Here is a 25,625-nt window from a genome sequence, read left to right as displayed (position 1 = left end):
TTGGGAGCTATCCGTTGGGGTCCAGCGTAGTGAAGTTAGTAGCAGAAATGCTAATAGGGGCAATCGGTGCCGCTGCGGTTCAATCCTGCGCAGCCGATCTAGTGACCGCCACAGCCACATCCACCGCTGCCACAGCTACCACCACCGCAGCCTCCGCCTGCGGGTGCCGCGACGAAACCTGTCATGACCGCCCGGCCCGCAATTACGCTCCCGCGCTCCGGTACGCCCGCACTCATGGGCATACATACGTCGTAGGGGAAGCCACCATCGACGGTGACGTGCACGAAATCTTCGCTCGTCAAAGCGTTGGTTCGCACACCTGCGCTGAGCACACGGGCACTAAACGTCGCCGCTGCATCGGGCACCTTGGATCCATCGCCGCTCATGATCACCTGAGCGCCAGCTGAAGAAAAAGTACCGGGGGTCGATCCCGTGGCCTGTTCAAAAGCCTCGACCGATGGATACGTGGTGACATCGAACGCTAAAGCGGTGACGCCCAACTCCTGCCAACGCTGCTCGGGTTCGTCGATAAGCAAAGGGCCCTGAGCGAGATTGAGAGTGAGGAGCGCGACTTCCTGATCGTTATAATCGATGACCTGGCACAGCGCCAACACATCGTCGATCATCGAAATGTGAGCAAAGCACTTCGTGATGGAAGCGAAGCCGGCGAAAGTGGCGAAAGGCTCTACGGCCAAAATGTTGATTTGTGCACCTGAATCGTCGGAATACTGAATAAGCTGACCGCCGCGAACCTCTCCGGTTACCGTTAGTCGGTCAGTGGCGATCGCGGCTTCCACCGCGTCCTGCCACTGAGGAAAATTCATGCCAATGCTTTGCAGGTCTGTGCTCATAGTGTTCAAGTTTAGCCCCGGGTGCAGTCGTGGAAAAACGCCACCCCATTGCGGAAATTCGAGGATCAAATGCGGTTTCCACTCTCGTTCCTGTTCGTTTGCAGCGAACAGTGCGCACGGAGTCTAGCCAGGAGCCCATCGCGCATGAAACAATGGTGAACAACGATGACGAATAACACACCCGACGCCGTAGAGCGTTTATTGAACCAAGCTTTTCACGATCACCGCCCCACGAAGCCCCTGGAGGATCCTGGCGAAGACCAATCCGGGCTCTTAACCCCCGAATCCAACGAAACGCCGACGGTGGGTGAGCTCGACCTCGAGGCTCGATCTTCCTTGCGCAGGCTTTCTCGCGGGTCCACGATCCACGCCACGGATCAGGATGACGGCTATGACGTGGAATACCGAAAGCTCCGCCTTGAACGCGTAATCCTTGTGGGTGTTTGGACTCAAGGCACCACTGCCGAAATCGAGGCGACCATGGATGAACTCGCAGCTTTGGCTGAAACGGCCGGTTCGGAAGTGGTGGAGATGCTCTACCAAAAGCGAGATAAGCCAGATCCGGGCACCTATATCGGCTCCGGCAAGGTAGCGGAGCTTCGCGATATTGTCGCCTCCACCGGCGTCGATACCGTCGTGTGCGATGGCGAGCTCAGCCCCGGTCAGATGATCGCGCTCGAGAAGGCCCTCGACGTCAAAGTTATTGATCGCACCATGCTTATCCTCGATATCTTCGCCCAACACGCGAAATCCAAGGAAGGCAAGGCGCAGGTCTCGCTTGCCCAGATGGAATACCTCATCACACGAGTGCGCGGCTGGGGTGGGGCGCTGTCACGCCAGGCCGGTGGACGTGCGGGTTCAAATGGTGGCGTGGGTCTGCGTGGGCCCGGCGAAACCAAAATCGAAGCGGATCGTCGCCGCTTGCGCTCCGACATGGCAAAGCTGCGCAAAGAAATCCAGGGCATGAAAACCGCCCGAGAAGTCAAACGATCACGTCGCCGTGAATCCACCATCGCGCAAATCGCCATCGCCGGGTACACCAACGCAGGGAAGTCCTCGCTCATCAACGCTATGACCGGCGCCGGGGTGCTGGTTGAGGACGCGCTTTTTGCCACGCTTGATCCCACCACCCGAAAAGCTGAGCTTGCCGACGGCCGCGCGGTCGTCTTCACCGACACCGTCGGTTTTGTTCGTCACCTGCCAACCCAGCTTGTGGAAGCTTTCCGCTCCACCCTCGAAGAAGTTGTGGAAGCTGACCTAGTACTGCATGTGGTTGACGGATCCGACCCCTTCCCTTTGAAGCAGATTGAGGCGGTAAACGGTGTGGTCACCGATATTATTCGCGAACTTGATGTGCCCGCACCGCCGGAGATCGTTGTGGTGAACAAGATCGACCAGGCGGACCCGCTTGTGTTGGCGGAGCTGCGCCATGCGCTTGACGACGTCGTGTTTGTTTCTGCAAAAACTGGCGAAGGCATAGCGGAACTCGAGGCCCGGGTAGAACTCTTTCTCAACAGCTTGGATGCACATGTGCAGCTCATGGTGCCGTTCACACGTGGCGATATAGTTTCGCGCGTGCATGTACAAGGCACCGTGCTCAATGAGGAATACTCGGAGTCGGGTACCCTCATCGACGTTCGCCTGCCACAATCTCTGGCAGCTGAGTTGCAGGAATTCACCGTGAGCTAGAACAATACAGCCTCGTGAGTAGCTCTTCATGGGGTTGGACCCTGCACGGTGATGGAAAGACAATTGCTCCCGGCGCGGTGGTCGCGCCCGAGGAACGCCTAAGTTGGTCGCGCACCATTGGAATTGGCATGCAACATGTCATTGCGATGTTCGGCGCCACCTTATTGGTGCCCACTTTGACCGGATTCCCGGTGAACACCACACTGTTGTTCTCTGGCATATCCACCATGATCTTCCTGTTGGTGACCAGGAACCGTCTGCCTTCCTATCTCGGATCTTCTTTCGGATTTATTGCGCCCCTCATGGCGTCACAAGGCCAGGGCATTGCGGTGCAGCTCGGTGGCGTTGTGGCCGCCGGTTTGGCGCTAATCGCAGTTGGTCTGATCGTGAAGAAGGCCGGCAAGCGTGTCTTGGATTTGGTAATGCCACCGGCAGTCACCGGTGCCATCGTGGCACTCATCGGCTTAAACCTCGCTCCCGCTGCGGTTGGAAATTTCCAATCCCAGCCCTTGGTTGCGGGCGTGACCATGTTTTCGATTCTGCTCATCACGGTTGCCGGCCGCGGCATGCTCGCGCGGCTTGGGATCCTAATTGGCGTGGTCATCGGCTGGGTGTTCGCTGCTATCAGCGGCAATCTCGCGGAAGGCGCCAGCGACACCGTCGCAGCGGCCAAATGGATCGGGTTGCCGCAATTCCACACACCTGAATTCACGGCGTCGGCGATCCTGATCACGTTACCAGTGGTGATCGTGTTGATCGCGGAAAACGTCGGCCATGTAAAGGCAGTAAGCGAGATGACGGGTCGGAACCTGGATGACTTGGCCGGTGATGCACTAATCGCCGATGGTATTGGCACCACACTTGCAGGTGGCTTCGGTGGTTCGGGTACCACAACCTACGCTGAAAATATCGGCGTGATGGCAGCCACTCGCGTGTACTCCACGGCAGCTTATTGGATCGCAGCGCTCACGGCAGTGGTACTGGCGTTCATCCCGAAGTTTGGGGCGCTCATCTTCACCATTCCTCAGGGAGTACTCGGTGGGGCAGCGATGGTGCTGTACGGCCTGATTGGCATGCTCGGTATTCGTATCTGGCAGGACAATCGTGTCAATTTCAACAATCCTGTGAATTTAACCGCAGCGGCAGTGGCGTTGATTGCTGGCATTGGTAATCTCACCTTGCACGTCGGCAGCATTGAGCTGGAAGGCATCGCGTGGGGCTCGGTTGGCATTATCGTGGGCTATCCAGTGCTGAAGTGGCTTTATGTCCATGTCGGTGAGGGTGCTAACGCTCGCTGGTAAGGGGCAGATACGCCAAGACGCCCACGCCAGATATGGTGACGTGGGCGTCGAAAAGCCTAAAAGTGCTGGCCTGGATTACTCTGCGTCGAGATCCTTTTCGATCAGCGCAGCGATCTTCTCTACTGCCTCAGCGTTATCAGAGGTCACGGTGACCTTGTCGCCCTTTTCAGCGCCAAGTGCCATGATCATCAGCGAAGAAGCAGCGTCGGTCTCATCGTCGTCGCCACCTTCGATGCTCAGGAAGATCTCATCGTCGTACTCGCCGGCGGCTTCGGCGATGATGGAGGCGGGACGAGCGTGCAGGCCGACAGCGGAGCCGACCACGACAGTCTTGGAAGCCATTATTGGAATTCCTTTCCTTGGGCAACGACACAACGTTTGTGTGCCTGGAGCCGATGTTAACGAAAACTTTGCTTTCTTGAACGGCGCGCTGGCCGGAGAAACGGGCGAAACCGTGTCCGTAAAAACGTCCGAACAAAAATCTATGTCCGATTCTAGGATGTGACGCCAACTTTCGCCACGCAAAGGCCAACGGATGCGTCACATCATGTTATTGCCTGCATCACGATGGCCTTGTGTGTTCGGGTTCAGTTTGACTAACCCGCGTTGCGAGCCAGTTGTAGGGCCTTATTTGGCCACATCTGCTTTGCAAGGATCACCAAGATTGAGGAAGTAATAGTGCCGGCGAGCAACGCGATGAGGAAACCCCACAGCGGGCTGATAGCGAAGCTGACAAAGATGCCGCCGTGTGGTGCTCGAGACATGGTGCCTGTTGCCATAGTTAAGGCGCCGGTGACGGCACCACCTGCCATCATCGATGGGATCACGCGCAGTGGGTCAGCCGCAGCGAACGGGATAGCGCCTTCCGAGATGAAGGAGAGCCCCAGGAGCCATGCAGATTTGCCATTTTCCTGTTCAGCGGGAGTAAAGAGGCTCTTGCGTATGAAAGTGGCAATCGAAAGCGCGATAGGGGGCACCATTCCGGCCGCCATCACGGCAGCCATGATCTTCATGCTGGCTTCATCACCGGTGGAAAGTCCAGCGGTGGCAAAAAGATAAGCCGCCTTGTTCACGGGGCCACCGAGGTCGAAGCACATCATGAGTCCCAGGATCACGCCGAGCAATACTGCCGAAGATCCGGACATCGAGGACAACCAATCTTGCAGCCCGGTCATGATACCTGCCAGAGGACGACCCAAAAGCAAGAACATGATCAGCCCCACCAGCAACGATGTGAGCAGCGGGATAATCACTACTGGCATGAGTGAAGCGACGACCCGGGGGGCCTTGCGCTGCCCCAGCCAGGCTGCGAGCACGCCCGCGAGTAGGCCGGTGACCAGGCCCCCGATGAAACCAGCGCCGACGAGCACTGAAACCGCACCGCCCACGAAACCAGGGGCGATTCCGGGCCGACCTGCTAGGGCATAGGCGATATAGCCGGATAATGCAGCAACGATGAAGCCCATCGCCATTTGGCCGGTGGCAAACAGCACAGCCCCCAGATAGAGGGCCAGGCCAGCGCGGTCGAAGTGAACCATCGAGCCGTCGATGTTGACATCGTGCCCGGGAAGATTGCCTAAGGAGAATTCGGTAGCAAGCACCTTCCAGCCATTAGCCATGTCATAGCCGCCGATGAGGAAGCCGAGAGCCAAGAGCAAGCCACCAGCAGCTACGAATGGCACCATGTAGGACACGCCAGTCATCACTGCCTGCTGGAGTTTCTTGGCAGTACTTAGTCCCTGCGAACCTTCGGACGCTTGGGAATTTTCCGTGCCGGAGGTGGTTGTGGCACCCCCTGGCACACGCCGCGCCGCTGGATCCTTGGCGGCTGCGACTGCTTCCTCCAGCATGGTCCTGGGCTCTTGAATCGCGCGTTTCACACCCGACTCGATCACGGGCAATCCCGCAAAGCGCTCGCGGTCTTTCACTCCAACATCCGTGGCAAAGATGATCGCTTGTGCTCTGTCCACCACCGCGGCTGGGAAAGGAGTTACGGAAGAGGACCCTTGGGTTTCAACGTCCAGGTGTACCCCATCCATTTTGGCGGCCTCTTGGCTGAGTGCGTCGGCGGCCATGTAGGTGTGTGCGATGCCGGTTGGGCAGGCAGTAATGGCCAGGATTCGTACTGCTTCAGCGTCAGTGCTCGATGCTTTCGCGGCGGTGGATGCTGCCTGCTTGTTATCGGAAGGGTTGGTGCCTAACACGTCGTTGATCAAGGCCAAGACTGCTTCCTCAGATTCGGCATCGCGTAGGGACTGCACGAAGTCTTGGCGCACCAGTGCGCGTGCGAGCTTCGAGAGCAGCTTCAGATGTTCCTTTCCGCCACCGTCCGGTGCAGCAATGAGGAACACCAAGTCGGCGTTGGCATCTTTACTACCGAAGTCCACAGCTTGACGGAGGCGCGCAAAACCTAGCGTCGGTACCGTGACGGCTGCTGACCTGCAGTGAGGAATAGCGATGCCTCCTGGAACTCCAGTGGGGGATTTCGATTCCCGTGCCAGGGCGTCGGCGGCGAGCTGCCCTGGATTGTCGGTCCGGTTGGCGTGGGCTACCACGTGCGCGAGCCCGTGGATAACCTCGTCCGGCGTTGTGCCGAGATCCGCGTCGAGGCGGATGAGTCGTGTGGTGATCACATCTTGAGACATGTCGTCCACTCCTTTATGGATTAGAGGGATAGCCTTGAGGCTTTCGTGCGGGGAAGATCGATTTGATCGGGGTAGGGAATCGAAGTGCCTGGAAGCGAGGTGGCTGCCGAACCATAAGCGACACCACGTTTGAGAGCAGCGCAATGGTCTTCCCCTTTGCTGAGCCCGATGAGGTAACCAGCGAGTGTGCAGTCTCCGGCACCAACGGTGGATGCAACATTGATCGGCGGGGGAGTGGCCACCCAAGCATCGGTCTGCGTCACGAGCACAGCTCCAGCAGCGCCGAGTGTTACGAGCACCTGCTCTAACCCGCGCTCAAGCAACGTCTGTGCTGCTTCAATGACCTTGCCGAGTTCACCACGTTCCGCATCTCGTTCGAGCTGTGCACCGTCGAGACCACTGAGTTGGCCGAGCTCAAAAGCGTTCGGTTTGATCAGTGTTGGTGCAGCCCTTTCAAGATTGCGTCCCAGATTCTCCAGTGGTCCATCGGAGGTATCTACGGCAATAGAAATCTCAGGGTGTTGCTCTTTGAGCTTTTCGACGATCTGCGTGTACCAATCTGATGGCGCCCCCGGCGGGAGAGACCCTGCTAGCACTATCCACTGGGCCTGCTCGACGGTGTTGAGCAAGGACGTTTCCACCGCAGCTAATTCTTCGGCATTGAGTGTGGGACCCCGGCCATTAAGTTTGGTGGTGGTGCCATCAGGCTCCGTGACAGCGGTATTCACGCGCACCGGGCCGTGCAGGGGAACAAAGGAGAAGGGCATTCCAGTGTTTTTCACCAGGTGAGTGAACGGATCATCCGCCGCCGCTGGGAAAAGGGCAAGCACTGGAAGCTGCGCTCTGTGAACCGCCAAGGCAACGTTAACGCCCTTGCCGCCCGCGGCATTGTGCGTGTCATCGACGCGATGCACCACGCCCCTCTCCAATGAGCGAGGTAACGACAACGTTGTGTCGATGCTGGGGTTTGGGGTGAGACTTAGGATCATGCGAGTACCACCTTGGTGTTGGAGGCTAAAAATTGTTCTGCCAAGGATCTGGGCAAAGGTTTATCTGTAACGAGCGCGTCAATGTCGCTGAAGTGGGCGAAAGTAACCGGCGCCGCCGCCCGCAGTTTGCTGGAGTCTGCCAGGATGACAACGAACTTGCTTCGTTGAATCATGGCCTTCTTGACTTCTGCAAGTGCAGGATCGCTTGTGGCCAGGGTTGCGTCACTGCCCAAGTGATTCGTGCCAAGGAAAGCGATGTCTGCCTTTAAGCGGCTGAGATTTCTCAACGTCAGCTCGCCGCTCATGGCACGGCCGTGGCCACTGACAGTCCCACCGAGAACATTGACGTTTGGGATGTCAGCTGAAGAAACGGTTCCTGCCACAACCGGAGAGTTTGTGACCACGCTCCACCGCTGTCCGAGGAAATTTCGAGCGAGCACACCCGCGAAAACTTCCGCGCTTGTACCTGCATCAATGAATATCTCCGCGTTGGGTCTGGGCAGAAACTCCAGAGCCGCTTGGGCGATTGATTGTTTTAAGCTCATGTCCGGATCGACTGCCCGGGGCGCTGCGGGTGCATTACTTTCGACTTGTTGAGTGGGCACGGCGCCGCCGTGTATGCGGCGCAACATTCCTTGAGACTCAAGATGATTAAGATCGCGGCGGATGGTTTCCTGCGTCACGCCGAATTGCTGGGCGAGCTGTTCAACCGTGACGTGGCTCAGGGAGTTCGCCAACGCCGAAATATGCGCCTGGCGCTGTGCTACCTGCGCGGCTGTGGCCATGTTCACCTTCTTTTGTTTGACGTTGGTTGTGCGAGATCAACGCCCGAATTGTGGGTTTTTAAGAGGAACAGTGTGGTTTCCCGAACCCAAAACCAAAAATGTTGGTTTAAACCCAAATTCTATTTCCGTTTACTTCCGAATGTCAACAATTCGGCGTTGTTTTAGTTGCGGGATTGTGGCTTTTGTGGTGATGTAGATGGAAACACCCTACGTTTTGTGAGGATAGGTGACCCACATTGAAAAATGTGAGCAATGACACTGTAATTAAGGGTACGGCGGTCGTATCCGGCGTTCGATACGCCAAGGCAGTTTGGATCAGTCCACGCCCCGAGCTTCCCCAAGCCGGTGCAGTAATCGAAGAATCTCAGCGTGAAGCCGAACAGCTTCGCTTCACCTCCGCCGCCGACGCTGTTGCGCAACGGCTCAAAGAGCGTTCGGAAAAGGCCGAAGGTGCAGCGTCCGAGGTGCTAAAGGCAACCGCCGGTATGGTCAACGACCGAGGCTGGCGCAAGGCAGTGCAAAAGGGCATCAAGGGTGGTCATCCCGCTGACTATGCTGTGGTGGCCGCCACCACCAAGTTCGTCACCATGTTTGAAGCGGCAGGTGGCGTGATGGCAGAGCGCACAACAGATCTGCGCGACATCCGCGACCGCGTCATTGCTGAACTCCGTGGTGAACAAGAACCCGGCTTGCCCGAGGTTGACGAGCAAGTTGTCCTGTTTGCCGATGATCTTTCCCCTGCAGACACCGCCGCGCTCAACACTGAATACTTCGTTGGCCTCGTGACTGAGTTGGGTGGCCCCACGAGCCACACCGCAATCATTGCTCGCCAGCTCAACGTGCCCTGCATCGTGGCTGTCGGGGAGAAGGTGCATAAGATTACGGCCGGCGAGCCTGTCATGGTCGACGGCGCACTTGGAACCGTAACGCTCGGCGCTGATCCCGATACCGCCCGTGCAGCGGAGCAAGAATCCAAGATGCTCGCCGAGCGCATCGCCCAGTGGCGTGGTCCTGCGCAAACGAAGGACGGCCATAAGGTACAGCTCCTCGCTAACGTGCAAGACGGCAAAGCTGCGCGCATCGCAGCTACGCAGAGCCAGGCAGAAGGCATTGGTTTGTTCCGTACGGAGCTTTGCTTCCTCACTGCTACCGAGGAACCGAGCGTTTCCGAGCAGGCCGAGGTGTACAAGAAGGTCCTCGAGCAATTTCCGACCTCAAAGGTTGTGGTGCGTTCCCTCGACGCCGGTTCTGACAAGCCAGTCCCATTCGCATCGATGGCCGACGAGATGAACCCCGCCCTCGGCGTTCGCGGTCTGCGTGTGGCCCGTGCGAACGAAGCGCTCCTGACTCGCCAATTGGATGCCGTCGCTCAAGCCGCCGAAGAACTCGGTCGCGGCGATGATGCCCCCACGTGGGTCATGGCACCGATGGTGGCTACTGCACGCGAAGCCAAGTGGTTCGCTGGTTTGTGTGCCGAGCGTGGTCTGACCGCTGGAGCCATGATTGAGGTTCCTGCGGCTTCCTTGATGGCAGACAAATTGATGCCTCACCTCGACTTTGTTTCGATCGGTACGAATGACTTGACTCAGTACACCATGGCGGCTGATCGTATGTCCCCGCAGCTTGCCTACCTGACCGATCCTTGGCAGCCAGCGGTGCTTCGATTGATCGAGCACACCTGCAAGGAGGGCAAGAAGTACAACACTGCTGTTGGTGTATGTGGTGAAGCTGCAGCGGATCCGCTGCTCGCATGCGTGTTGACCGGCCTAGGGGTGAACTCCCTGTCCGCTGCGTCCACCGCAATCGCTGGTGTTGGTGCGCAGCTTGCTTCCGTGGATCTGGATACGTGTAAGCGGGCTGCAGCAGCAGCGCTGGATGCTGAGGGAGCTACCGAGGCTCGCGCGGCTGTGCGCAACGTCATCCAACCGGCCTAACCGCAACAGCGAAAGTGCCCGCCCCAAAAGTGGGACGGGCACTTTTTAGCTCGTTGAATTAGGAGGGATTCGCGATGATCACTTCCACATCGCGTTCACGCAATGCCTTGACAAAAGATTCGGGGGCGTTGGCATCCGTGACAATGACATCGATGTCGTCGATAGAGCCGAAACTCACAAGATAGTCGGTTCCCATTTTCGTGGAGTCACACAGCACGACAACCTTGTGAGCGTTAGTGATCATCGCCGATTTAATGGCGGCCTCCTGGGAATCAGCGGTGGATAGACCGTGATCGAGTGTCAATGCGTTCGTGCCGATGAAAGCAACGTCTGCGCGCATCAGAGCGAGCGCGCGAAGTGCGGTATCTCCGACGACGGCCTGGGTGATAGCACGGACACTGCCGCCTAGAAGCTGGATTTCATCGAGACCTGCATTGGCGAGTGTCAACGCGATGGAAAGGCTATTCGTTACGATCGACCAGTGTTTCGCCGCTGGCTGCACGCAGATGAGGTCTGCGAGTGCTGCAGTCGTTGTACCGGCGTCGAGAAACATGCCGCCCTGCATATCTGGAAGATAGCGAAGAGCCGCATGAGCAATACTGTTTTTGGCTCCGGACGCTGACCGTGCTCTGGTGTCGAGGCTGAACTCAGTGGTCTGGAACGTCTGATTTGCAACGGCTCCGCCGTGTACCCGATGCACGACGCCCTCACGATCAAGAACTGCGAGATCTCGTCGAATTGTCTCCGCGGTGACTTCGAAGCGTGACGCCAACTCAGTGACATTAACGCGGCCTTCCACGGCTGTGAGGGAAGCAATTTGTCGGCGACGTTCCTCCGAATACATTCTGGTCCTTTCAAACAAAAGCAAAAAGCACTACGAAGTGTGTTCGAGTGCTGCAGCGGTGCTGGTAAACACCCTATAAACCACATTCTTTCACTAAATGCCATTAAAAAACACAGAGAACGGGCGCGAATTGGGGAAGAACGGACATGAAATCGTGCAAATTGGGCATGAAATTCCCGCGTATGGCTTGATTCGTGTTTGTTTATGTGATCTATATCGACAGTCTTCGTGTAAAACAGACACCCCCAGGTTGGGGGTGGGTTAGCGCACTTTTCAAGTAGAACAACCCTTTGCGTCCGGGGGTGATTGTTGTGAAGGCGGAGCTTAGATGCGACGCAGTACGGTTACCACCTTTCCCATGAGCTCAGCATCGTCAGCCGGGATGGGGTCGTAGTCTTCGTTACACGGCATCAAAGAATAGGCTCCGGAAGCGTCACGGTGCCATTCTTTGACGGTAGCGCTGCCGTCGATCATGGCGGCGACGTAATCGCCTAGATTTGCCTCCTTTTGAGAACGCACTACCACTAGATCTCCGTCGAAAATGCCCGCATCTTTCATGGAATCACCGTTGACTGTAAGCATGAAGAGCTCGCCTTGCCCCACCAGATCCTCCGGAAGGGCGTAGTAACTCGCTAGATTTTCCTCTGCGGTGATGGGGGAACCAGCAGCAATTTGTCCCAGCAGGGGCACCATGGTCGATTGTGGGACATCCACGGGGTGATCGGAAGATTCCAGTCCGGCATCTTCACGGTGTGGCAACTTTGCAGAGGCTGTTCGCTTGCCGCTGTGGGGGTTACGCACTTCCACCGCGCGAGGCTTATTCGCGTCGCGCCTTAAGAACCCTTTTTCCTCCAGGCAGCTCAATTGATAAGCCACCGAAGAGGTTGACTTCAACCCGCAGCGCTCACCGATCTCTCGAATAGTGGGCGGGAAGCCACGATCGATAATGGCGGATTCGATAACGTGCAGAATCTTCTGCTGGCGTTTGGAGAGTTCGGTTTTAGATTTGTCCTGAGCGCTCGAAGTCATTGCGGCCTTTCTGGAGTGTTGCCTGAATTGGAAATCTTTGCTGTTCTTTGGTGATCGTGTCGTTGCGTTGGATAACTCCCCATTAACCATAACCCAGTGGAAAACATGGCGCTACATATGTTCGAAAATCGACGCATTCACCTCAATGTTCTGCAGACACTTGACCTCGAACATGTTCGAGTGCATAATTCGAACAAGTGAACGTTAGAACAAGTGCGCTAAAACATGGAACCTATTCGGGATCGTGCTTCCGGGTCGCTTGTTACACCTAAAAGCAACGATCAACGCAGAGGTTTCTTGCTCGATGAAAGGAAATCATGACGCTCCACACCATCCGCCGAGGCTCCAACAGCACAATGCTGCAGGCTAGGGCTACCGTTACCGAACCTGCGCAGGTGTGGGATATTTCCACGTCTACTTTTGCTGGCTCGCCTACGAAGCGCGTTCGCAATGTCAGAACGCTCCAACATGCTGGTTCTCCTGATCGTCTGCCCCCGCGTGGAGATGATTCAGGCGAATTGGGCATGAAGGATACGGCGAAGAAGCTCATCCTTGGCTCGAGTCTTGGGGTTTTCATGGCGCTGAGTGTGTACGCGGCAGCCCAAGGGGAGCACCACACTGTTCCCCAACATCCACAACAGGTCGTTTCATCGGTAGATGGTTTCACGCGCTAAATTGGCTGAGAGATAGCGTACATACCACGGGGTAATTGAGGAGGCTGCCACTGTGCACTGTCCGTTTTGCAGAAATGCCCATTCGCGTGTCATTGATTCCCGCGTTGTGGACGCTGGATCAGCAATCCGCAGAAGGCGTGAATGCTCCGAATGCGAGGGGCGATTCACCACAGTCGAAAAGGCACAGTTGCTTGTGGTTAAACGCTCAGGTGTAACCGAACCCTTCAGTCGTGAAAAGGTCGTGGTGGGTGTGCGCCGTGCGTGCCAGGGCAGGGACGTCAGCGACGACGACCTCAAGGAACTCGCCATGGACGTTGAAGAAGCGGTTAGAAAAATCGCGAGTTCGCAAATCGAAGCCCATAAGATTGGCGAGGCAATTCTTGAACCCCTGCGAAAGCTCGACGAGGTTGCGTACCTCCGTTTCGCATCGGTGTATAAATCTTTCAAAAGTGCGGAAGATTTTGAAAAAGAGATCCGCACCATGCGTCGCCAAGAACGGCAAAGCTGGGAGTAGCAGTCGCGCCTGCGGAGAGCCTGCGAAGGATTGTTTCTAGCGCAGGTTCTCTATCGCTTTTTGGATCTTTCGTTCAGATACCGTTTGTGCGGTGCCGAGGCGTTGAGCGAAAAGGCTCACCCGTAGCTCCTGAAGCTGCCATTGAAGCTCATATAACGTCTTAGCTGGAATTGGTCGCTTGTCACCGCGCTTCTGGATCACTTTGGCAAGTCGAGCTTCTAAGCCATTGACCACAGCTTGCCGTTGCGCATCGCGCTCGCCCGCGAGCACTAGGTCCTCCAAGCGCAACTCAATTGCCTTGCAGAATCTCGGAATGTGCCGAAGCCGCGCGGCTCCCAATTTTGTCACAGCATGTTCAGGCAACATCTGCTTCATCTGACGTTGGATATCATCAATTGCTGGGCCCTCCCATTGCTCAAGGGTGGCAAGAGTATCCAGATAGGCGGCGATCGCTGGCGCCATCACCACCACGCTCTTTCGGATTGCACCGGGAAGCTCGGGTCGGATGTTCTCCTTCAGCGCTTTGTAGGCATCGGGGTTACGCTGTGGGCCTCCATGCGAAACCATGAGGTCGCGGATAGCCGCGATACGAGCATCACGGAGCAAACCCTGCACGCCACCGTGCGGGTACTTTTCCACAGCAACGCGCTGGCGCAGTGGAAGGCCATTGACCGCGCCCTTCGAGGCTTGCGGAAGATCTTGGGACAACATTGTCAGGGTGGTGGCGAAGAGCTGAGTTTCAGCCTGCGCCTTTGTCGGCACAACCTTCTTCTGCAGGCCGTCGGCGGTGCGCACCAGGGTGGGATATCCCACTACTTGTTGGCCCTCAACGTTGGTGAGCACTTCGTCCTCGAGCTCCCCGAGGCTATCCATGGTCCACGCTTTGACTGCGGGTGATTCCGAACGCTGCGCCGCCTTTGACATTGACGATTGCACCTTTTGGCGCTGGCGTTGCTGTAGTGCGCTGAGGTTTTTGTCCCAATCGATAATCTTCCCACGACGATCAACCGCCGCGTAGCTGATCTTGAGATGATCAGGGAGCTTTGAGGGCTGAAAGTCCTCAGCGTTGATCCCGCTTCCGCCAATTTTCCGCAGCGCCTGCGCCAGCTGCGTTGCGAGTGGACCCTCGTAAGGGTGCAGCAGCGGTAGCGCCTTGGCTGCGAACTCCGGGGCGGGGACTACGCTGCGTCGACTAGCTTTCGGCAAAGTGCGAATATAAGACTGGACGAGCTCAGCACGTAGACCAGGCACAAGCCAATCAAATCCCTCCTCGTTGACGCTGGCTAGCATGGGCACCGGAATTTCGACTGTAACGCCATCGCGGGGTTGGCCGGGCTCAAACTGATAGCTCAGTGAGAAATCTAAGGATCCCTGACGCCATATGTCCGGAAACGCATCTTCGGTGATTTCCGCAGCGTGCTCGGCCACGAGGTTGCGAGGATCGAAGTCAAGGAAGGTTGGGTCTTTGCTGCGATACTTTTTCCACCAGTGGTCGAACTGGCGCCCGGAAGTAATACGCTCTGGCAACTTGGCGTCATAGAAGGCGAAGAGTGTCTCTTCGTCCACAACGATGTCGCGACGCCGCGCTTTCTGCTCTAACTCTTCGGCCTCCATGAGGCGCTGCTGATTCTGTTCAAAGAACTTGTGATGCGTGTTCCAGTTGCCAGCCAGTAATGCCTCGCGGATAAACATGTCTCTGGCGGCAGATTTGTCCACCTGCGCGTATCCGATGATCCGATCTTCAATGATCGGGACACCATAGAGCGTGGAACGCTGGTGCACCATTGGTTGCGCGCGCTTGCTCGACCAAAAAGGCTCAGAATATTGGTGTTTAAGTAAGTTATGGCCGAGTTTTTCCACCCATTGCGGATTGATGGCGGCTACGTCGCGAGCCCAAAGCCGCGACGTCTCGACCATTTCTGCAGCCATGAGAAATTCCGGCTTGGCTTTGGCAACGGCAGAGCCAGGGAAGATCGCGAAACGCGTGTTTCTGCTGCCTCGATACTCGCGGCTTTCGCCATCACGTACGCCAATGTGCGAAAGCAGGCCAGCGAGGAGCGAGATATGCAGCGAATCTTCATCAGTTTTTGCTGCCAAGTCCGAAACATCGCGCCAGCCCAATTGGTCACCGATGTTTCTGAGTTGGCGCACCAGATCGAACCATTCTCGGGTGCGCATGTAATGCAGGTACTCGGATTGCAGAAGTTTTTTGAACGCATTGCCACTGAGCTGGGAACGTTGGCTTCGAACGTAGCGCCAGAGGTTCAACATGGTCAGGAAATCGGAGCGCTTGTTGTTAAAACGAGCGTGTTTCTGATCGGCTTGCGCCTGGAATTCCAGGGGGCGTTCCCGAATATCCTGGATGGTTAACGCCGCTACCACCACGTAGGCTTCCATCAACACGCCGAGCTTTTCGGCCTCGATGAGCATGCGAGCCATGCGGGGATCAAGGGGTATGCGCGCCAGTTGATGACCAATTGGCGTGAGGACTGGTTGCTGAGCATCGTGCTGCTCGAGTGCGTCGAGCTCATGCAACAAAAGCAAGCCGTCGCGAATGGACTTTGTATCCGGGGCTTGAAGGAAGGGAAAATTTTGAATTTCGCCGAGCTTGAGCGAGGCCATCCGAAGAATGACTTGAGCCAGATTGGTTCGAAGAATCTCCGGATCAGTGAACTCTGGGCGGGAAAGAAAATCCTGCTCGGAGTACAACCTGATAGCAACGCCATCGGCCACACGGCCGCAACGACCCGAACGTTGATTCGCACTTGCTTGGGAGATAGGTTCGATTGGCAGCCGTTGCACCTTCGTTCGCGTTGAATACCGCGAGATGCGCGCATAGCCGGTGTCTACTACGTAGTGGATGCCGGGCACGGTGAGAGAAGTTTCTGCAATGTTGGTGGCTAACACGATACGGCGCCCAGCGTGCGGCTTGAATACGCGATGTTGCTCTTGATTAGACAGCCTGCCAAATAGGGGTGTGACTTCAACGCCTTTCCAGCGCTGCTTCTCAATCATTTCCATGGCTTCGCGAATATCCGATTCGCCAGCGAAGAAGCAGAGAATATCGCCATCGCCGTAACTCATGAGCTCTTTGAGCGCGGCGATTAGTCCGTCGAGCGGATCGACGTCATATATCTTTTCGCCCTGCTGTACCTCTAATGGTCGGTAGAGCACCTCTACCGGATAGGTTCGGCCGGACACTTCGATGACGGGGGCGGGGTTCCCCGATGCGTCGCTGAAGTGCCGGGCAAAACGTTCAGGATCAATTGTCGCGGAAGTGATAATCACCTTGAGCTCAGGGCGCTGTGGCAGCAATTGTTTGAGGTAGCCCAGGAGAAAGTCAATGTTGAGGCTGCGCTCGTGCGCTTCGTCGATAATGATGGTGTCGTAGGCACGAAGCATTCGGTCGCGTTGCATTTCGGCTAACAAAATGCCATCGGTCATCAGTTTAATTGCGGTGGATTCGGAAACTCGATCATCAAAGCGAATGGCATAGCCAACGGTTTGACCGATTTCCTGATCAAGTTCTTCGGCAATTCTTTCAGCCACGGTCCTGGCGGCTAGTCGACGCGGCTGCGTATGACCAATGAGGCCACGACGCCCTCTCCCGAGTTCGAGACAGATCTTCGGAATCTGCGTGGTCTTACCCGAACCAGTTTCGCCGGCGATAATCACTACCTGGTTGGCAGCGATGGCGTCGAAAAGCTCATCGTGGAAGGCTGAAACTGGCAGCTGCTCGGGAAAAGTAAAGTGGCCGATCTGGGACTCGCGAGCCCTCACCACTTCACAGGACGTCTTTAAATCCTTGGCAATGGCTTCAAAGGCATGTGGCGAGCGCGCCTTACGCAGACGTGCACGGAAACGAGGCAGGTCAGCATAGGGCGCTTGATCCATAAGCTTGGTGATGTGCTCGGGGATTGGCGCGGGGCGTTGGCGTGCTCTACTCATCGCAGTGCATGTTACCGCTTTTCACCTCCTGTCAAATTGTTCATCGACGCCTCAATAGCTCGATTGTTATGATCGGGGAACAAGTCACTGCGTAAGAACCCCTCTGGTGGCATCGTTTCCCTCTAGCGAAATCTAAGGAGCACAATGAGCGATCACAACGACAATCAGTACCCCGGTGCCGGTGAAGGTGGCGATGAGTTCCGCCCGTACCCACCATCCAACCATCCCGAAGACGACGCGGATTTTGGCCGAAGTCAACAACCTCCGCAGTACCCGAGCGCACCGGATTACGGGCAGAATCCCTATGGTCAGCCAACTCCTGGCGGCTTCCAGCCGGGGTATGATCAAGCGGGACTGAACATGAAAGTTCATCCAGATTTGAACGTCGCGATGGTTGAACCTGTCCGCGATGTTTCCGTGTGGAACCCGGTGAAGTACGGCTACACCATCGTGTTCAAGCGCGCCAATCCCTGGCTGCTGTGGGGCGTTGGCTTGGCCTTCATCATGGTGATCGTGCCCTTCCTCCTTGACCTGGTATCCCATGGCACGTCCGCGACAACCCGAGCAGAACAATTCGAGTTCAGTGTTGACTACCTTTGGAAGTCGCAGATGCTCAACGTCATCATCTATTTGGCGATGATCTTGGTTACTCCCATCCTGATCGCCATGGCGGTGGCACAGGTAGATGGTGGTGTAATCGGTGGTGAACGCACGGTAGCGAAGGGCAAGTACGGGAAGACCCTCATCACCTCCATCGTCTCTTCGATCATCGGCGGCGTAGCGTTCATCGTGCCGGTGCTGATCGCCGGCTTGCTGATGATGTTGGTTGATGATGGTGGATCCTTCTCCATGCTGCAGGGAATTCTTCTGCTGGTTGGCATTCTCGCTGGCATTGTATTGAGCCTGCTGGTGGTCCCGGTGAGCACTTTCAGTGCTTATTACGCTGCAGAACACGGCGTTGGTCTCGGTGAAGCCCTGAAAGCAGCGTGGCAGCATGGTCGAGCCAACTTCTGGCAGGTCATTGGCTTTGTCATTCTCAACGGGTTGGCCGGAGCCGTGGTGACTCTTTTCACCTGCGGTGTCGGCTCCATTGTGACGCTGGTTCAGAATTACAATGCTACGGCGTTTATGTACCGTCAGATTTCCGGTGGTGCCGTACCTGAGATGAACTAGCATCGCCGTTGCACTCCGGCGACACACTCAAAAGCCTGCCTCTCGTTACGGAAGGCAGGCTTTTTCGGCTTGAGTTATGCCGGTGGTTTCGTCAGAAAGAGACTCAGTGGGCGATGGTGCGCTGGAAGGCAGAGCTGATGAGTGCTCCGAGCTTGCCAAATTCTTCTTCGCGGGTGGCAGCGGAGGCACGATACACCAGGCCCACCTGGCGTTGCGCTGTCACTTCGGGGGCAAAGCTTGCAGTGGATACCCCAGGGCGCTCGCATTCAACGCTCAACGCGCTTTCCGGGATGAGGGTAGCGCCGTGGCCGGCGCCAACGAGTTGAATGACGGTGGTCAGGCTTGCTGCGCGTGTTTCAGCATTCCGGGAGTTTTTCGGATTGACGTCCACCTGGCGGCAGAGGTCGACGATTTGGTCGCGGAGGCAATGGCCGTCGTCAAGCAAGTACAGATCGACGTCCCGCAAGCTTTCCAGGCCTAGATCCTCACGCCCGGCGAAGGGGTGATCCTTCTTGATCACCATGTGGAAGTTTTCGCTGTAAAGCGACAACTGGGCCAAGTTGGTGTCTTCGATAGGTAGCGCCAATACTGCGCATTCGAGCTGGCCATCGCGCAACATCTGCGTCAAGTGGTCCGTCTGATCTTCGATGATTTTCAGTTCGAGATCTGGATACTCCTGCTCGATGAGTGCCAACAATTCGGGCAGGATATACGGGGCAATGGTGGGAATCATGCCGATGGTGAGTTTCCCCGAGAGGGTGCCCACGGCGCCGTGGGCATGGGCCATGAAAAGGTCCGCTGCGTCGAGTGTCGCCTTTGCGTAGGGGAGTAGGGTTTCGCCAACCGGTGTCACGATGACTCGGCGAGTGGAACGCTCAATGAGTTGCACGCCTAAGCCGCTCTCGATCGCCACGAGTGCTTGGGAGAGCGATGGCTGAGAGATGGAGAGTTTCGCTGCTGCCGCGCCGAAGTGCCTTGTTTCGGCGATGGTCACAAAAGTGCGGAGTTGCGCGAGAGTGGGGCGATACTCTTTATAACTCATGTTTATAGGTTAGCAACACCTTGGAAAGAAAGTCATATTGACGAGTTGGTGATTGTGTTGCATAATCAGTTTCAGGCCATTGAAAGTTTCATACGTTTAGAGGAAGTGCTGCAGAAAGGCACTACACCTCGTTTGAGACAAAGGCCGCTGGATCACACGAACACAATCCTTAATGGAGGACCCCATGGCAATTTTGACCGTTGGCGACAAGTTCCCCGAGTTCAACCTCACCGCGCTCAAAGGCGGCGATCTTCACAATGTGAATGCTTCGCAGCCTGAGGACTACTTTGAAGAGGTGTCCCTGGACAAGTTTGAGGGCAAGTGGAAGGTTGTCTTCTTCTACCCGAAGGACTTCACCTTCGTGTGCCCCACCGAAATCGCTGCCTTTGGCAAGTTGGATGAGGAATTCCAGGATCGTGATACCCAGATCCTCGGTGGCTCCATCGATAACGAGTTTGCGCACTTCAACTGGCGTGCAACCCACCCCGAGCTCAAGGACGTGCCTTTCCCGATGTTCTCCGACATCAAGCACGAGCTCATCCGTGCACTGGGTGTTGAAAACGCTGAAGGCGTCGCTGACCGCGCAACCTTCATCATCGACCCCGATGGCATTATCCAGTTCGTTTCCGTGACCCCCGACGCCGTTGGGCGCAACGTTGACGAGGTGCTGCGCGTGCTCGACGCACTGCAGTCCGAGGAAGTCTGCGCTTGCAACTGGCAGAAGAACGATCCCACCAAGAACATCGACAAGTTCTCCGAGCTGCAGGAAGGTTTGAAGTAAATGTCTTTGGATAATCTGAAGTCCGGACTCCCGGAGTACGCGAAGGATCTCAAGCTCAACCTCGGCACGCTGGCTCGCTCCACCGAGCTTTCTGAGCAGCAGCTCTGGGGCACCTTCCTCGCTACCGCTGCAGCAACTCGCAACGAGGCTGTCTTCTCCGAGGTTGCCGAGGAGGCCAAGGATCACCTGAGCGAAGAAGCCTTCAACGCCGCGCTCGGTTCCGCCTCCATCATGGCAATGAACAACGTCGCCTATCGCGCCAAGGGCTGGCTCGGCGATGATTACGCACAGGTCAAGATGGGCCTGCGCATGAACATCATTGCGAAGTCCGGCGTGGAGAAGGTCGACTTCGAGCTGTGGTCACTCGCCGTGTCCTCCATCAATGGCTGTGAGCACTGCACCATTGCTCACGAAAAGACCGTACGCAACGAGGGTTTGACTAAGGAGCAGATCTTCGAAGCAGTCAAGATTGCCGCGACTGTCCAGGGCGTAGCCCAGGCCGTGGAAATCGAAGCTGCGCGCTAAGCTTTTCGACGTCAAAAGGCACTCGCTGTGGGAGCGGGTGCCTTTTGCTATGCGCCTTGAATCTCCAGGTGAGACAGCTTAACCTCGCCAGCCTTATCACTTTCGTCCAGATCCACCACGCCCACAAAAGCAAAGGCGTGATCGTCTTCTGGGTCTTTGATAATTTGCCTCACACCCCACGCACGGGGATTGCTGCGATCGAGCATGAAGTATTCGGGGCCTCGGGCATCGGCTGAAAGATCCACGTCATCGTATTCATCGAAGTACGCGTCGAGCGCGGCGCCGATGTCAGGTGTGACGTCGAGGTAGTTGAAAGTTTCTGCGAAGGCGTCTTCTTCTTCAAAGGCAAACATACGGACGGCTTTAAACATGAGATTGCGGACCATGACGGCCAGGGCGCGTGGGTTCGCCGAAAGAGCATCGGGATCTTCCACACCGAATGCGAGTTCACGCTGTAGTGTCGCCTCATCAATGGGCGCGTCTGGATCTGCCATCTGCGCCCATTCGTCGACAAGCGAAGAATCCACCTGCTTGATCAATTCGCCAAGCCACTCAACAATCTCCTCTAATTCCTCGGTCTGGAACTCGCCGGGTATAGAGTGGCGAAGGGTACGCCATGCATCGCTGAGGTAGCGAAGAATCACGCCTTCGGCACGAGCAAGTTGATATGTGGCCACCAGATCGCTGAAGGTCATGCCCTTTTCCAGCATGTCTCTCACCACGGATTTCGGGCGAAGTTCAAATTCTTTTGCCCACGGGTGGCCTTTGGCATAAATCTCGAATGCTTGCTCGAGTGGCTCCTCCAGGGGCTTGGGCCAGGTGATGTCCTCTACAATTCGCATGCGCTCGGTATAGTCCACGCCGTCGGCTTTCAACGCCGCGATCTCTTCTGAGCGCGCGGCCTTCTGCTGTGCGATCAGCAGTTGACGGGGATCCTCCAAGATTGCCTCAAAAACGCTGATCAGATCGTATTCATACGTTTCCGATTCCTTGTCCAACAACTCTAGGGCAGCAACGGCGAAGGGCGCGAGTGGCTGATTGAGCGCAAAATCGCGCTGAAGATCCTCGGTAAGGTGATAGGTTCGTCCACTGGGATCGGGCTCGTCGAGGCGTTCCACGATCCCTGCCGCCACGAGACCCCGGAGCAGCTCGATCGTAATGAGAATGTCCGCGTTCTGTTTTTCGCGTGGATCGTGATTCTTGCGTAGCAAGTTGCGCAGGTGCGCAAAACCGTCGCCAGGCCGCGCGATGACGTTGAGCAACATGGAATTAGACATCTGGAACTGGCTCTGCAGGTTTTCCGGTTCAGCTTCCATCAGCCGCGCGAAAGTCTTTTCACCCCAGGTGACCTCGCCATCCCTGGCCGATTTTTTCCGCAGCTTCTTCAGTTTTTTGGGGTCTTGCCCAACGCGTTGTCGTAAGCGCCAATTCTCGATTTCGTGTTCTGGCGCCTCGATCACCACATAGCCGACCGTGTCGTATCCGGCTCGGCCAGCACGCCCGGCGATCTGATGGAACTCGCGGGAGGCGAGAATACGTTGCTTGTGGCCGTCGAATTTGGCTAGACCCGTGAAAAGTACAGTACGGATGGGGACGTTAATGCCAACGCCCAAGGTGTCGGTGCCACAGATTACTTTGAGCAATCCGGTCTGGGAGAGTTTTTCCACCAAGCGTCGATATTTCGGCAGCATGCCAGCGTGGTGTACGCCGATGCCGCGGCGGAGCATTTTCGATAATGTGCGGCCGAAGGTAGTAGTGAATTTGAAGGATCCGATTTCTTCGGCAATTTTTTCCCGTTCTTCGGCGGTGCACATCTGGAGGCTGAGCAGCGATTGTGCTCGTTCGATGGCTTCGCGTTGAGAGAAGTGCACGACGTAGACGGGGGCTTTGCCGTGTTGAAGCAACTCCTCAATTGTTTCATGCACGGGGGTATAGACGTAGTTGAATTCCAAAGGCACCGGGCGGGTGCTGCCTCCGACTTCGGTGACGGTGCGTGGTGTTCTTGATTCGAGGTCGTTGACCAAAAATTGCGTATCGCCGAGCGTTGCTGACATTAGGACGAATTGGGCTCGTTCAAGTTCCAGCAACGGCACTTGCCATGCCCATCCGCGATCTGGCTCTGAGTAGTAGTGGAATTCATCCATGACCACTTGATCGATGTCGGCTCGTATGCCGTCGCGCAGCGCGATGTTTGCAACGATCTCAGCCGTTGCGCAGATGATGGGTGCGGAGCCGTTCACGGTGGCATCACCCGTCATCATGCCGACATTTTCTGCTCCGAATACCTCACAGAGCGAGAAGAATTTCTCACTCACCAGAGCCTTGATCGGTGCGGTGTAGAAGCTACGGCGCCCACGAGCCATGGCGATGAAGTGCGCTGCAATTGCCACCATGGATTTGCCCGAACCGGTAGGGGTGGACAAGATAACGTGGTCGCCGGCGAGAACGCCGAGAGCGGCTTCTTCTTGGGCCGGGTACAAGTTGATGCCTTTCTGGCGCGTCCAAGCCAAAAAGGCATCGAATATCGACTCGTCGAGCAGCGATGCAGGTACTTCGTCCAAGTCTGGCAGCAAGTCGGTGAGAGTCACAAGCCCAAAGGTTACCCTCTTTGCTTGCTTTTCGACGCCCCACGAGCCTCACAGGACTCTGCTATTCAGAAGAGTCCTCTTCGCCCGGGTCTAGCGAACGATCATCGAGGTGTGCGAGGAATTGCTCGAATTCCGCGCCCAATTCCTCACTCGATGGAATTCTCCCCTCACCGGGGAGTACCGCTTGCGGGTTCGCCTCGCGGTATCGTTCAAGCTCCTCATCGTATTGTTGCTCGAGCTGGGATACGACCGCCTCGATCTCGCGGGAACCTGCGACCTGCTCTTCGACCTGTGCAGCGACTTTGCGAGCGTCCTGTTCCAAACTGCCAAGGGGGAAGCGCAAACCGGTGCTCGACGCGATGGTCTCCAAGAGGCTCAAAGTGGCCTGTGGGTATGGCGAAGCAGAAAGATAATGCGGCACATGGGCAGTGAATCCCGCTACCGCGCGACCCTGCTCATGAAGTAGGCGTTCGAGTTGCAACGCGGCTGAACCGGGTACGGTGATTCGCGAATCTAGATGGAAATTGTCTGCGACCAACTCAGGATCATTCCCATGGGCAGAAACGACCAGGGGACGCGTATGGGGCACTGTCATGGGCGCGGCATAAAGGCAGATAGTTTTCTGCACCCCGAACCGTTTCACAAGATCGCCGACCGCTTCAGTGAACGCGTTCCAGCGCAAATCTGGTTCCGGCCCGGACAGCAAGAGAAAAGGCTTGCCGTTGGCATCCTTGAGCACCTGCATTTCCAAATTAAGGTCTTGAGCGCTAGCGATGCTGTCATTTTCGATGACAACGGCCGGCCTGCGGGAACGGTAGTCGATCAACTCGTCGCTGTTGAATGAAGCCACCATGCGATGATCAAGAGCATTCAACAAGTGTTCCGCACTGGCGTCCACGGCCATGCCAGCATCAGCATATCCATCCAATGCCACAATGAGCGTGGGGCCATCTTGAGCATTGCCACGCACATCAGGCGCGGGAAATTCAAGCTCATACATGCGATTATTGCCGTCTTGCATGCGGGGCTCCTCCTTGGTCATGGTGCTTTATGTCAGCCTAGTTCCGTTGGCACTATTGCACACAACGCCACACGCTAACACTTTGTTCCCGTGGAAACCCCTTAGTCTCTATCGAAGCAGCAAGCAGGTCAAGTGCCATGCCCTGAATAGGGGAGGGGAATCTTCGCACTCGCACGAGGTGGCGGAGCACCGCTGTGGAAAACGCGTTGCGCTAGCGGCACTGAGCGGCATCACGCAGGCTGAGAAGCATGAACGACATCGAAACACCAGGAACGCTCCTTGCCAACATTCCGGGAATCCTCGGATACTATCCCCAAGAATCGCTTGTAATCGTCACACTGGGGGCAGCGAGAAACGGAAAACGGGCGCTTGGCCCAGTTCTTCGTCTTGACCTCGCCGATCTGCGTTACGCCTTCGACGTCGGTGATGCTCTCGAGGGGGCCAACATTGATCTGGCCTTTGCCTTCGTAGTCAGCGCCACTGCCGATGCTGAACTTATCGATCACCTGCAGTCCTTGCTGCGTGCGCTTTCTGGTTGTGGTCTCTTGCCGCTTCAACAATGTTGGTTCTGTCAATCCATCACGAGCGGTGAGCCATTCTACCGCGTGCCCATCGTTCAAGATGAAGCTTCGGCCGGAGCGCGCTGTCAGCGAGGGATCATTCCCGAGATCTCGAGGAGCAATTCCATGCACGCTTTGCTTGAGGCGGGAGAGCTTCCAATGCTCAGCCGTCAGGAGGTGAGGGAGTACTTCGCGCAGCGCCCTGCGTGGGCCAATCGCGAATGGAGGCGAAGCAAAACAGCCACACTGCAAGATCGAGGCGAACAACTTCAAACGGCACTGCATGCCGGCGAAGAAGACATCGATGCAGCATTGGATAGGCTCAGCATGAGTATCGCCAGTCATGTGGAGTCAAAAGAGACTCAAGCGAAGATACTCGAAGAAGTGGGGGTGTGGATGGCGACAGTCTCGCTCCGAGACGCTGCAGTGGCAGCATTTCTGCGCGACCGGGACGCCGGGAGGTTGGCAGCATTGGCGATTGCGCGCTGCTTCGATGGGGACATCCGCGCTAACGCTTTATGTATGTACGCTGTGTGCTCGATGGGAACACCGGCATCCTTCCGGGTTCCTTTCGCACTCGAATGCGCCGAAGAGGAATGTCCAGAGCACCGACTGACCCATCTACTCAAGCTTGGCTATCGACGCGGTGAAAGCGAAATGGTGATCGGGGCGGTTATCCGCGGTAGCCACCACACACTGAGTGCATTTAAACGCGGTGCACGAACTGTTTAG

General features: G+C 56.4%; 20 protein-coding genes. 9 read left to right on the top strand and 11 right to left on the bottom strand.

Going from position 1 to position 25,625, the window contains the following annotated elements:
• Window positions 1-98: 98 nt before the first annotated feature.
• On the bottom strand, window positions 99-851 hold the full coding sequence (locus CGERO_RS06425; RefSeq protein ID WP_123934322.1) for a hypothetical protein: 753 nt from the start codon (window positions 849-851) through the stop codon (window positions 99-101).
• Window positions 852-1,016: 165 nt separating this feature from the next.
• On the opposite strand from CGERO_RS06425, the gene hflX reads away from it, so the two are divergent.
• Both hflX and CGERO_RS06415 read left to right on the top strand, forming a co-directional pair.
• Window positions 1,017-2,540: a GTPase HflX gene (gene hflX / locus CGERO_RS06420; protein WP_123934320.1), complete on the top strand. Its 1,524-nt coding sequence runs from the start codon at window positions 1,017-1,019 to the stop codon at window positions 2,538-2,540.
• Between the two features lie 14 nt (window positions 2,541-2,554).
• Window positions 2,555-3,841, top strand: a complete 1,287-nt coding sequence (locus tag CGERO_RS06415) for a uracil-xanthine permease family protein (protein WP_123934318.1) — start codon at window positions 2,555-2,557, stop codon at window positions 3,839-3,841.
• Between the two features lie 75 nt (window positions 3,842-3,916).
• On the opposite strand, the gene CGERO_RS06410 is transcribed toward CGERO_RS06415, so the two are convergent.
• The 4 genes from CGERO_RS06410 to CGERO_RS06395 form a co-directional block, all read right to left on the bottom strand.
• Complete coding sequence (locus tag CGERO_RS06410) at window positions 3,917-4,183, bottom strand: HPr family phosphocarrier protein (protein ID WP_123934316.1); 267 nt, start codon at window positions 4,181-4,183, stop codon at window positions 3,917-3,919.
• Window positions 4,184-4,437: 254 nt separating this feature from the next.
• On the bottom strand, window positions 4,438-6,486 hold the full coding sequence (locus CGERO_RS06405; RefSeq protein ID WP_123934314.1) for a PTS fructose transporter subunit IIABC: 2,049 nt from the start codon (window positions 6,484-6,486) through the stop codon (window positions 4,438-4,440).
• A gap of 20 nt (window positions 6,487-6,506) precedes the next feature.
• Complete coding sequence (locus CGERO_RS06400) at window positions 6,507-7,475, bottom strand: 1-phosphofructokinase family hexose kinase (RefSeq protein WP_123934312.1); 969 nt, start codon at window positions 7,473-7,475, stop codon at window positions 6,507-6,509.
• Window positions 7,472-8,260 (bottom strand): DeoR/GlpR family DNA-binding transcription regulator, encoded by a 789-nt coding sequence (locus CGERO_RS06395; RefSeq protein WP_123934310.1) that lies wholly within the window; start codon window positions 8,258-8,260, stop codon window positions 7,472-7,474. The genes CGERO_RS06400 and CGERO_RS06395 overlap by 4 nt, the downstream gene beginning before the upstream one ends.
• A 236-nt stretch (window positions 8,261-8,496) precedes the next feature.
• On the opposite strand from CGERO_RS06395, the gene ptsP reads away from it, so the two are divergent.
• Window positions 8,497-10,194 carry a phosphoenolpyruvate--protein phosphotransferase gene (gene ptsP, locus CGERO_RS06390; RefSeq protein WP_123934308.1) on the top strand — a complete coding sequence of 566 codons (1,698 nt, stop codon included), beginning with the start codon at window positions 8,497-8,499 and terminating at the stop codon, window positions 10,192-10,194.
• Between the two features lie 58 nt (window positions 10,195-10,252).
• On the opposite strand, the gene CGERO_RS06385 is transcribed toward ptsP, so the two are convergent.
• Together CGERO_RS06385 and lexA are read right to left on the bottom strand one after the other, a co-directional pair.
• Window positions 10,253-11,038, bottom strand: coding sequence for a DeoR/GlpR family DNA-binding transcription regulator (locus CGERO_RS06385; RefSeq protein ID WP_123934306.1), 786 nt, complete (start codon window positions 11,036-11,038; stop codon window positions 10,253-10,255).
• Window positions 11,039-11,362: 324 nt separating this feature from the next.
• Complete coding sequence (lexA, locus tag CGERO_RS06380) at window positions 11,363-12,067, bottom strand: transcriptional repressor LexA (RefSeq protein WP_123934304.1); 705 nt, start codon at window positions 12,065-12,067, stop codon at window positions 11,363-11,365.
• Window positions 12,068-12,384: 317 nt separating this feature from the next.
• Between lexA and CGERO_RS06375 the strand changes: the two genes are divergently transcribed.
• Window positions 12,385-12,741 (top strand): hypothetical protein, encoded by a 357-nt coding sequence (locus tag CGERO_RS06375; protein ID WP_123934302.1) that lies wholly within the window; start codon window positions 12,385-12,387, stop codon window positions 12,739-12,741.
• Window positions 12,742-12,793: 52 nt separating this feature from the next.
• The gene (gene nrdR, locus CGERO_RS06370) at window positions 12,794-13,255 is read left to right on the top strand and encodes a transcriptional regulator NrdR (protein WP_123934300.1); all 462 of its coding nucleotides are present in this window, start codon (window positions 12,794-12,796) and stop codon (window positions 13,253-13,255) included.
• Window positions 13,256-13,291: 36 nt separating this feature from the next.
• Here nrdR and hrpA read toward each other — a convergent pair whose 3' ends face one another.
• On the bottom strand, window positions 13,292-17,203 hold the full coding sequence (gene hrpA, locus CGERO_RS06365; RefSeq protein WP_377016510.1) for an ATP-dependent RNA helicase HrpA: 3,912 nt from the start codon (window positions 17,201-17,203) through the stop codon (window positions 13,292-13,294).
• A 144-nt stretch (window positions 17,204-17,347) separates the two neighbouring features.
• Between hrpA and CGERO_RS06360 the strand changes: the two genes are divergently transcribed.
• Window positions 17,348-18,376 (top strand): DUF7847 domain-containing protein, encoded by a 1,029-nt coding sequence (locus CGERO_RS06360; protein ID WP_123934298.1) that lies wholly within the window; start codon window positions 17,348-17,350, stop codon window positions 18,374-18,376.
• Between the two features lie 103 nt (window positions 18,377-18,479).
• Here the strand turns inward: CGERO_RS06360 and CGERO_RS06355 are convergent, their stop codons facing one another.
• Window positions 18,480-19,418: a hydrogen peroxide-inducible genes activator gene (locus CGERO_RS06355; protein ID WP_123934296.1), complete on the bottom strand. Its 939-nt coding sequence runs from the start codon at window positions 19,416-19,418 to the stop codon at window positions 18,480-18,482.
• 184 nt (window positions 19,419-19,602) lie between these two features.
• Here CGERO_RS06355 and CGERO_RS06350 point away from each other — a divergent pair, with 184 nt between their 5' ends.
• Both CGERO_RS06350 and ahpD read left to right on the top strand, forming a co-directional pair.
• Window positions 19,603-20,199: a peroxiredoxin gene (locus tag CGERO_RS06350; protein ID WP_123934294.1), complete on the top strand. Its 597-nt coding sequence runs from the start codon at window positions 19,603-19,605 to the stop codon at window positions 20,197-20,199.
• On the top strand, window positions 20,200-20,724 hold the full coding sequence (gene ahpD / locus CGERO_RS06345; RefSeq protein ID WP_123934292.1) for an alkylhydroperoxidase, AhpD family: 525 nt from the start codon (window positions 20,200-20,202) through the stop codon (window positions 20,722-20,724). It abuts the gene before it with no gap.
• A gap of 47 nt (window positions 20,725-20,771) precedes the next feature.
• Here ahpD and CGERO_RS06340 read toward each other — a convergent pair whose 3' ends face one another.
• Window positions 20,772-23,312 carry a DEAD/DEAH box helicase gene (locus CGERO_RS06340; RefSeq protein ID WP_123934290.1) on the bottom strand — a complete coding sequence of 847 codons (2,541 nt, stop codon included), beginning with the start codon at window positions 23,310-23,312 and terminating at the stop codon, window positions 20,772-20,774.
• A gap of 61 nt (window positions 23,313-23,373) precedes the next feature.
• Window positions 23,374-24,333 carry a PAC2 family protein gene (locus CGERO_RS06335; protein ID WP_123936004.1) on the bottom strand — a complete coding sequence of 320 codons (960 nt, stop codon included), beginning with the start codon at window positions 24,331-24,333 and terminating at the stop codon, window positions 23,374-23,376.
• Between the two features lie 248 nt (window positions 24,334-24,581).
• Between CGERO_RS06335 and CGERO_RS06330 the strand changes: the two genes are divergently transcribed.
• Window positions 24,582-25,625, top strand: coding sequence for a DUF4192 domain-containing protein (locus tag CGERO_RS06330; protein ID WP_123934288.1), 1,044 nt, complete (start codon window positions 24,582-24,584; stop codon window positions 25,623-25,625).

Origin of the sequence: Corynebacterium gerontici (assembly GCF_003813985.1) — a bacterium.
GTDB classification, from domain to species: Bacteria; Actinomycetota; Actinomycetes; order Mycobacteriales; family Mycobacteriaceae; genus Corynebacterium; species Corynebacterium gerontici.
This window is presented reverse-complemented; position numbering and strand designations above follow the sequence as displayed.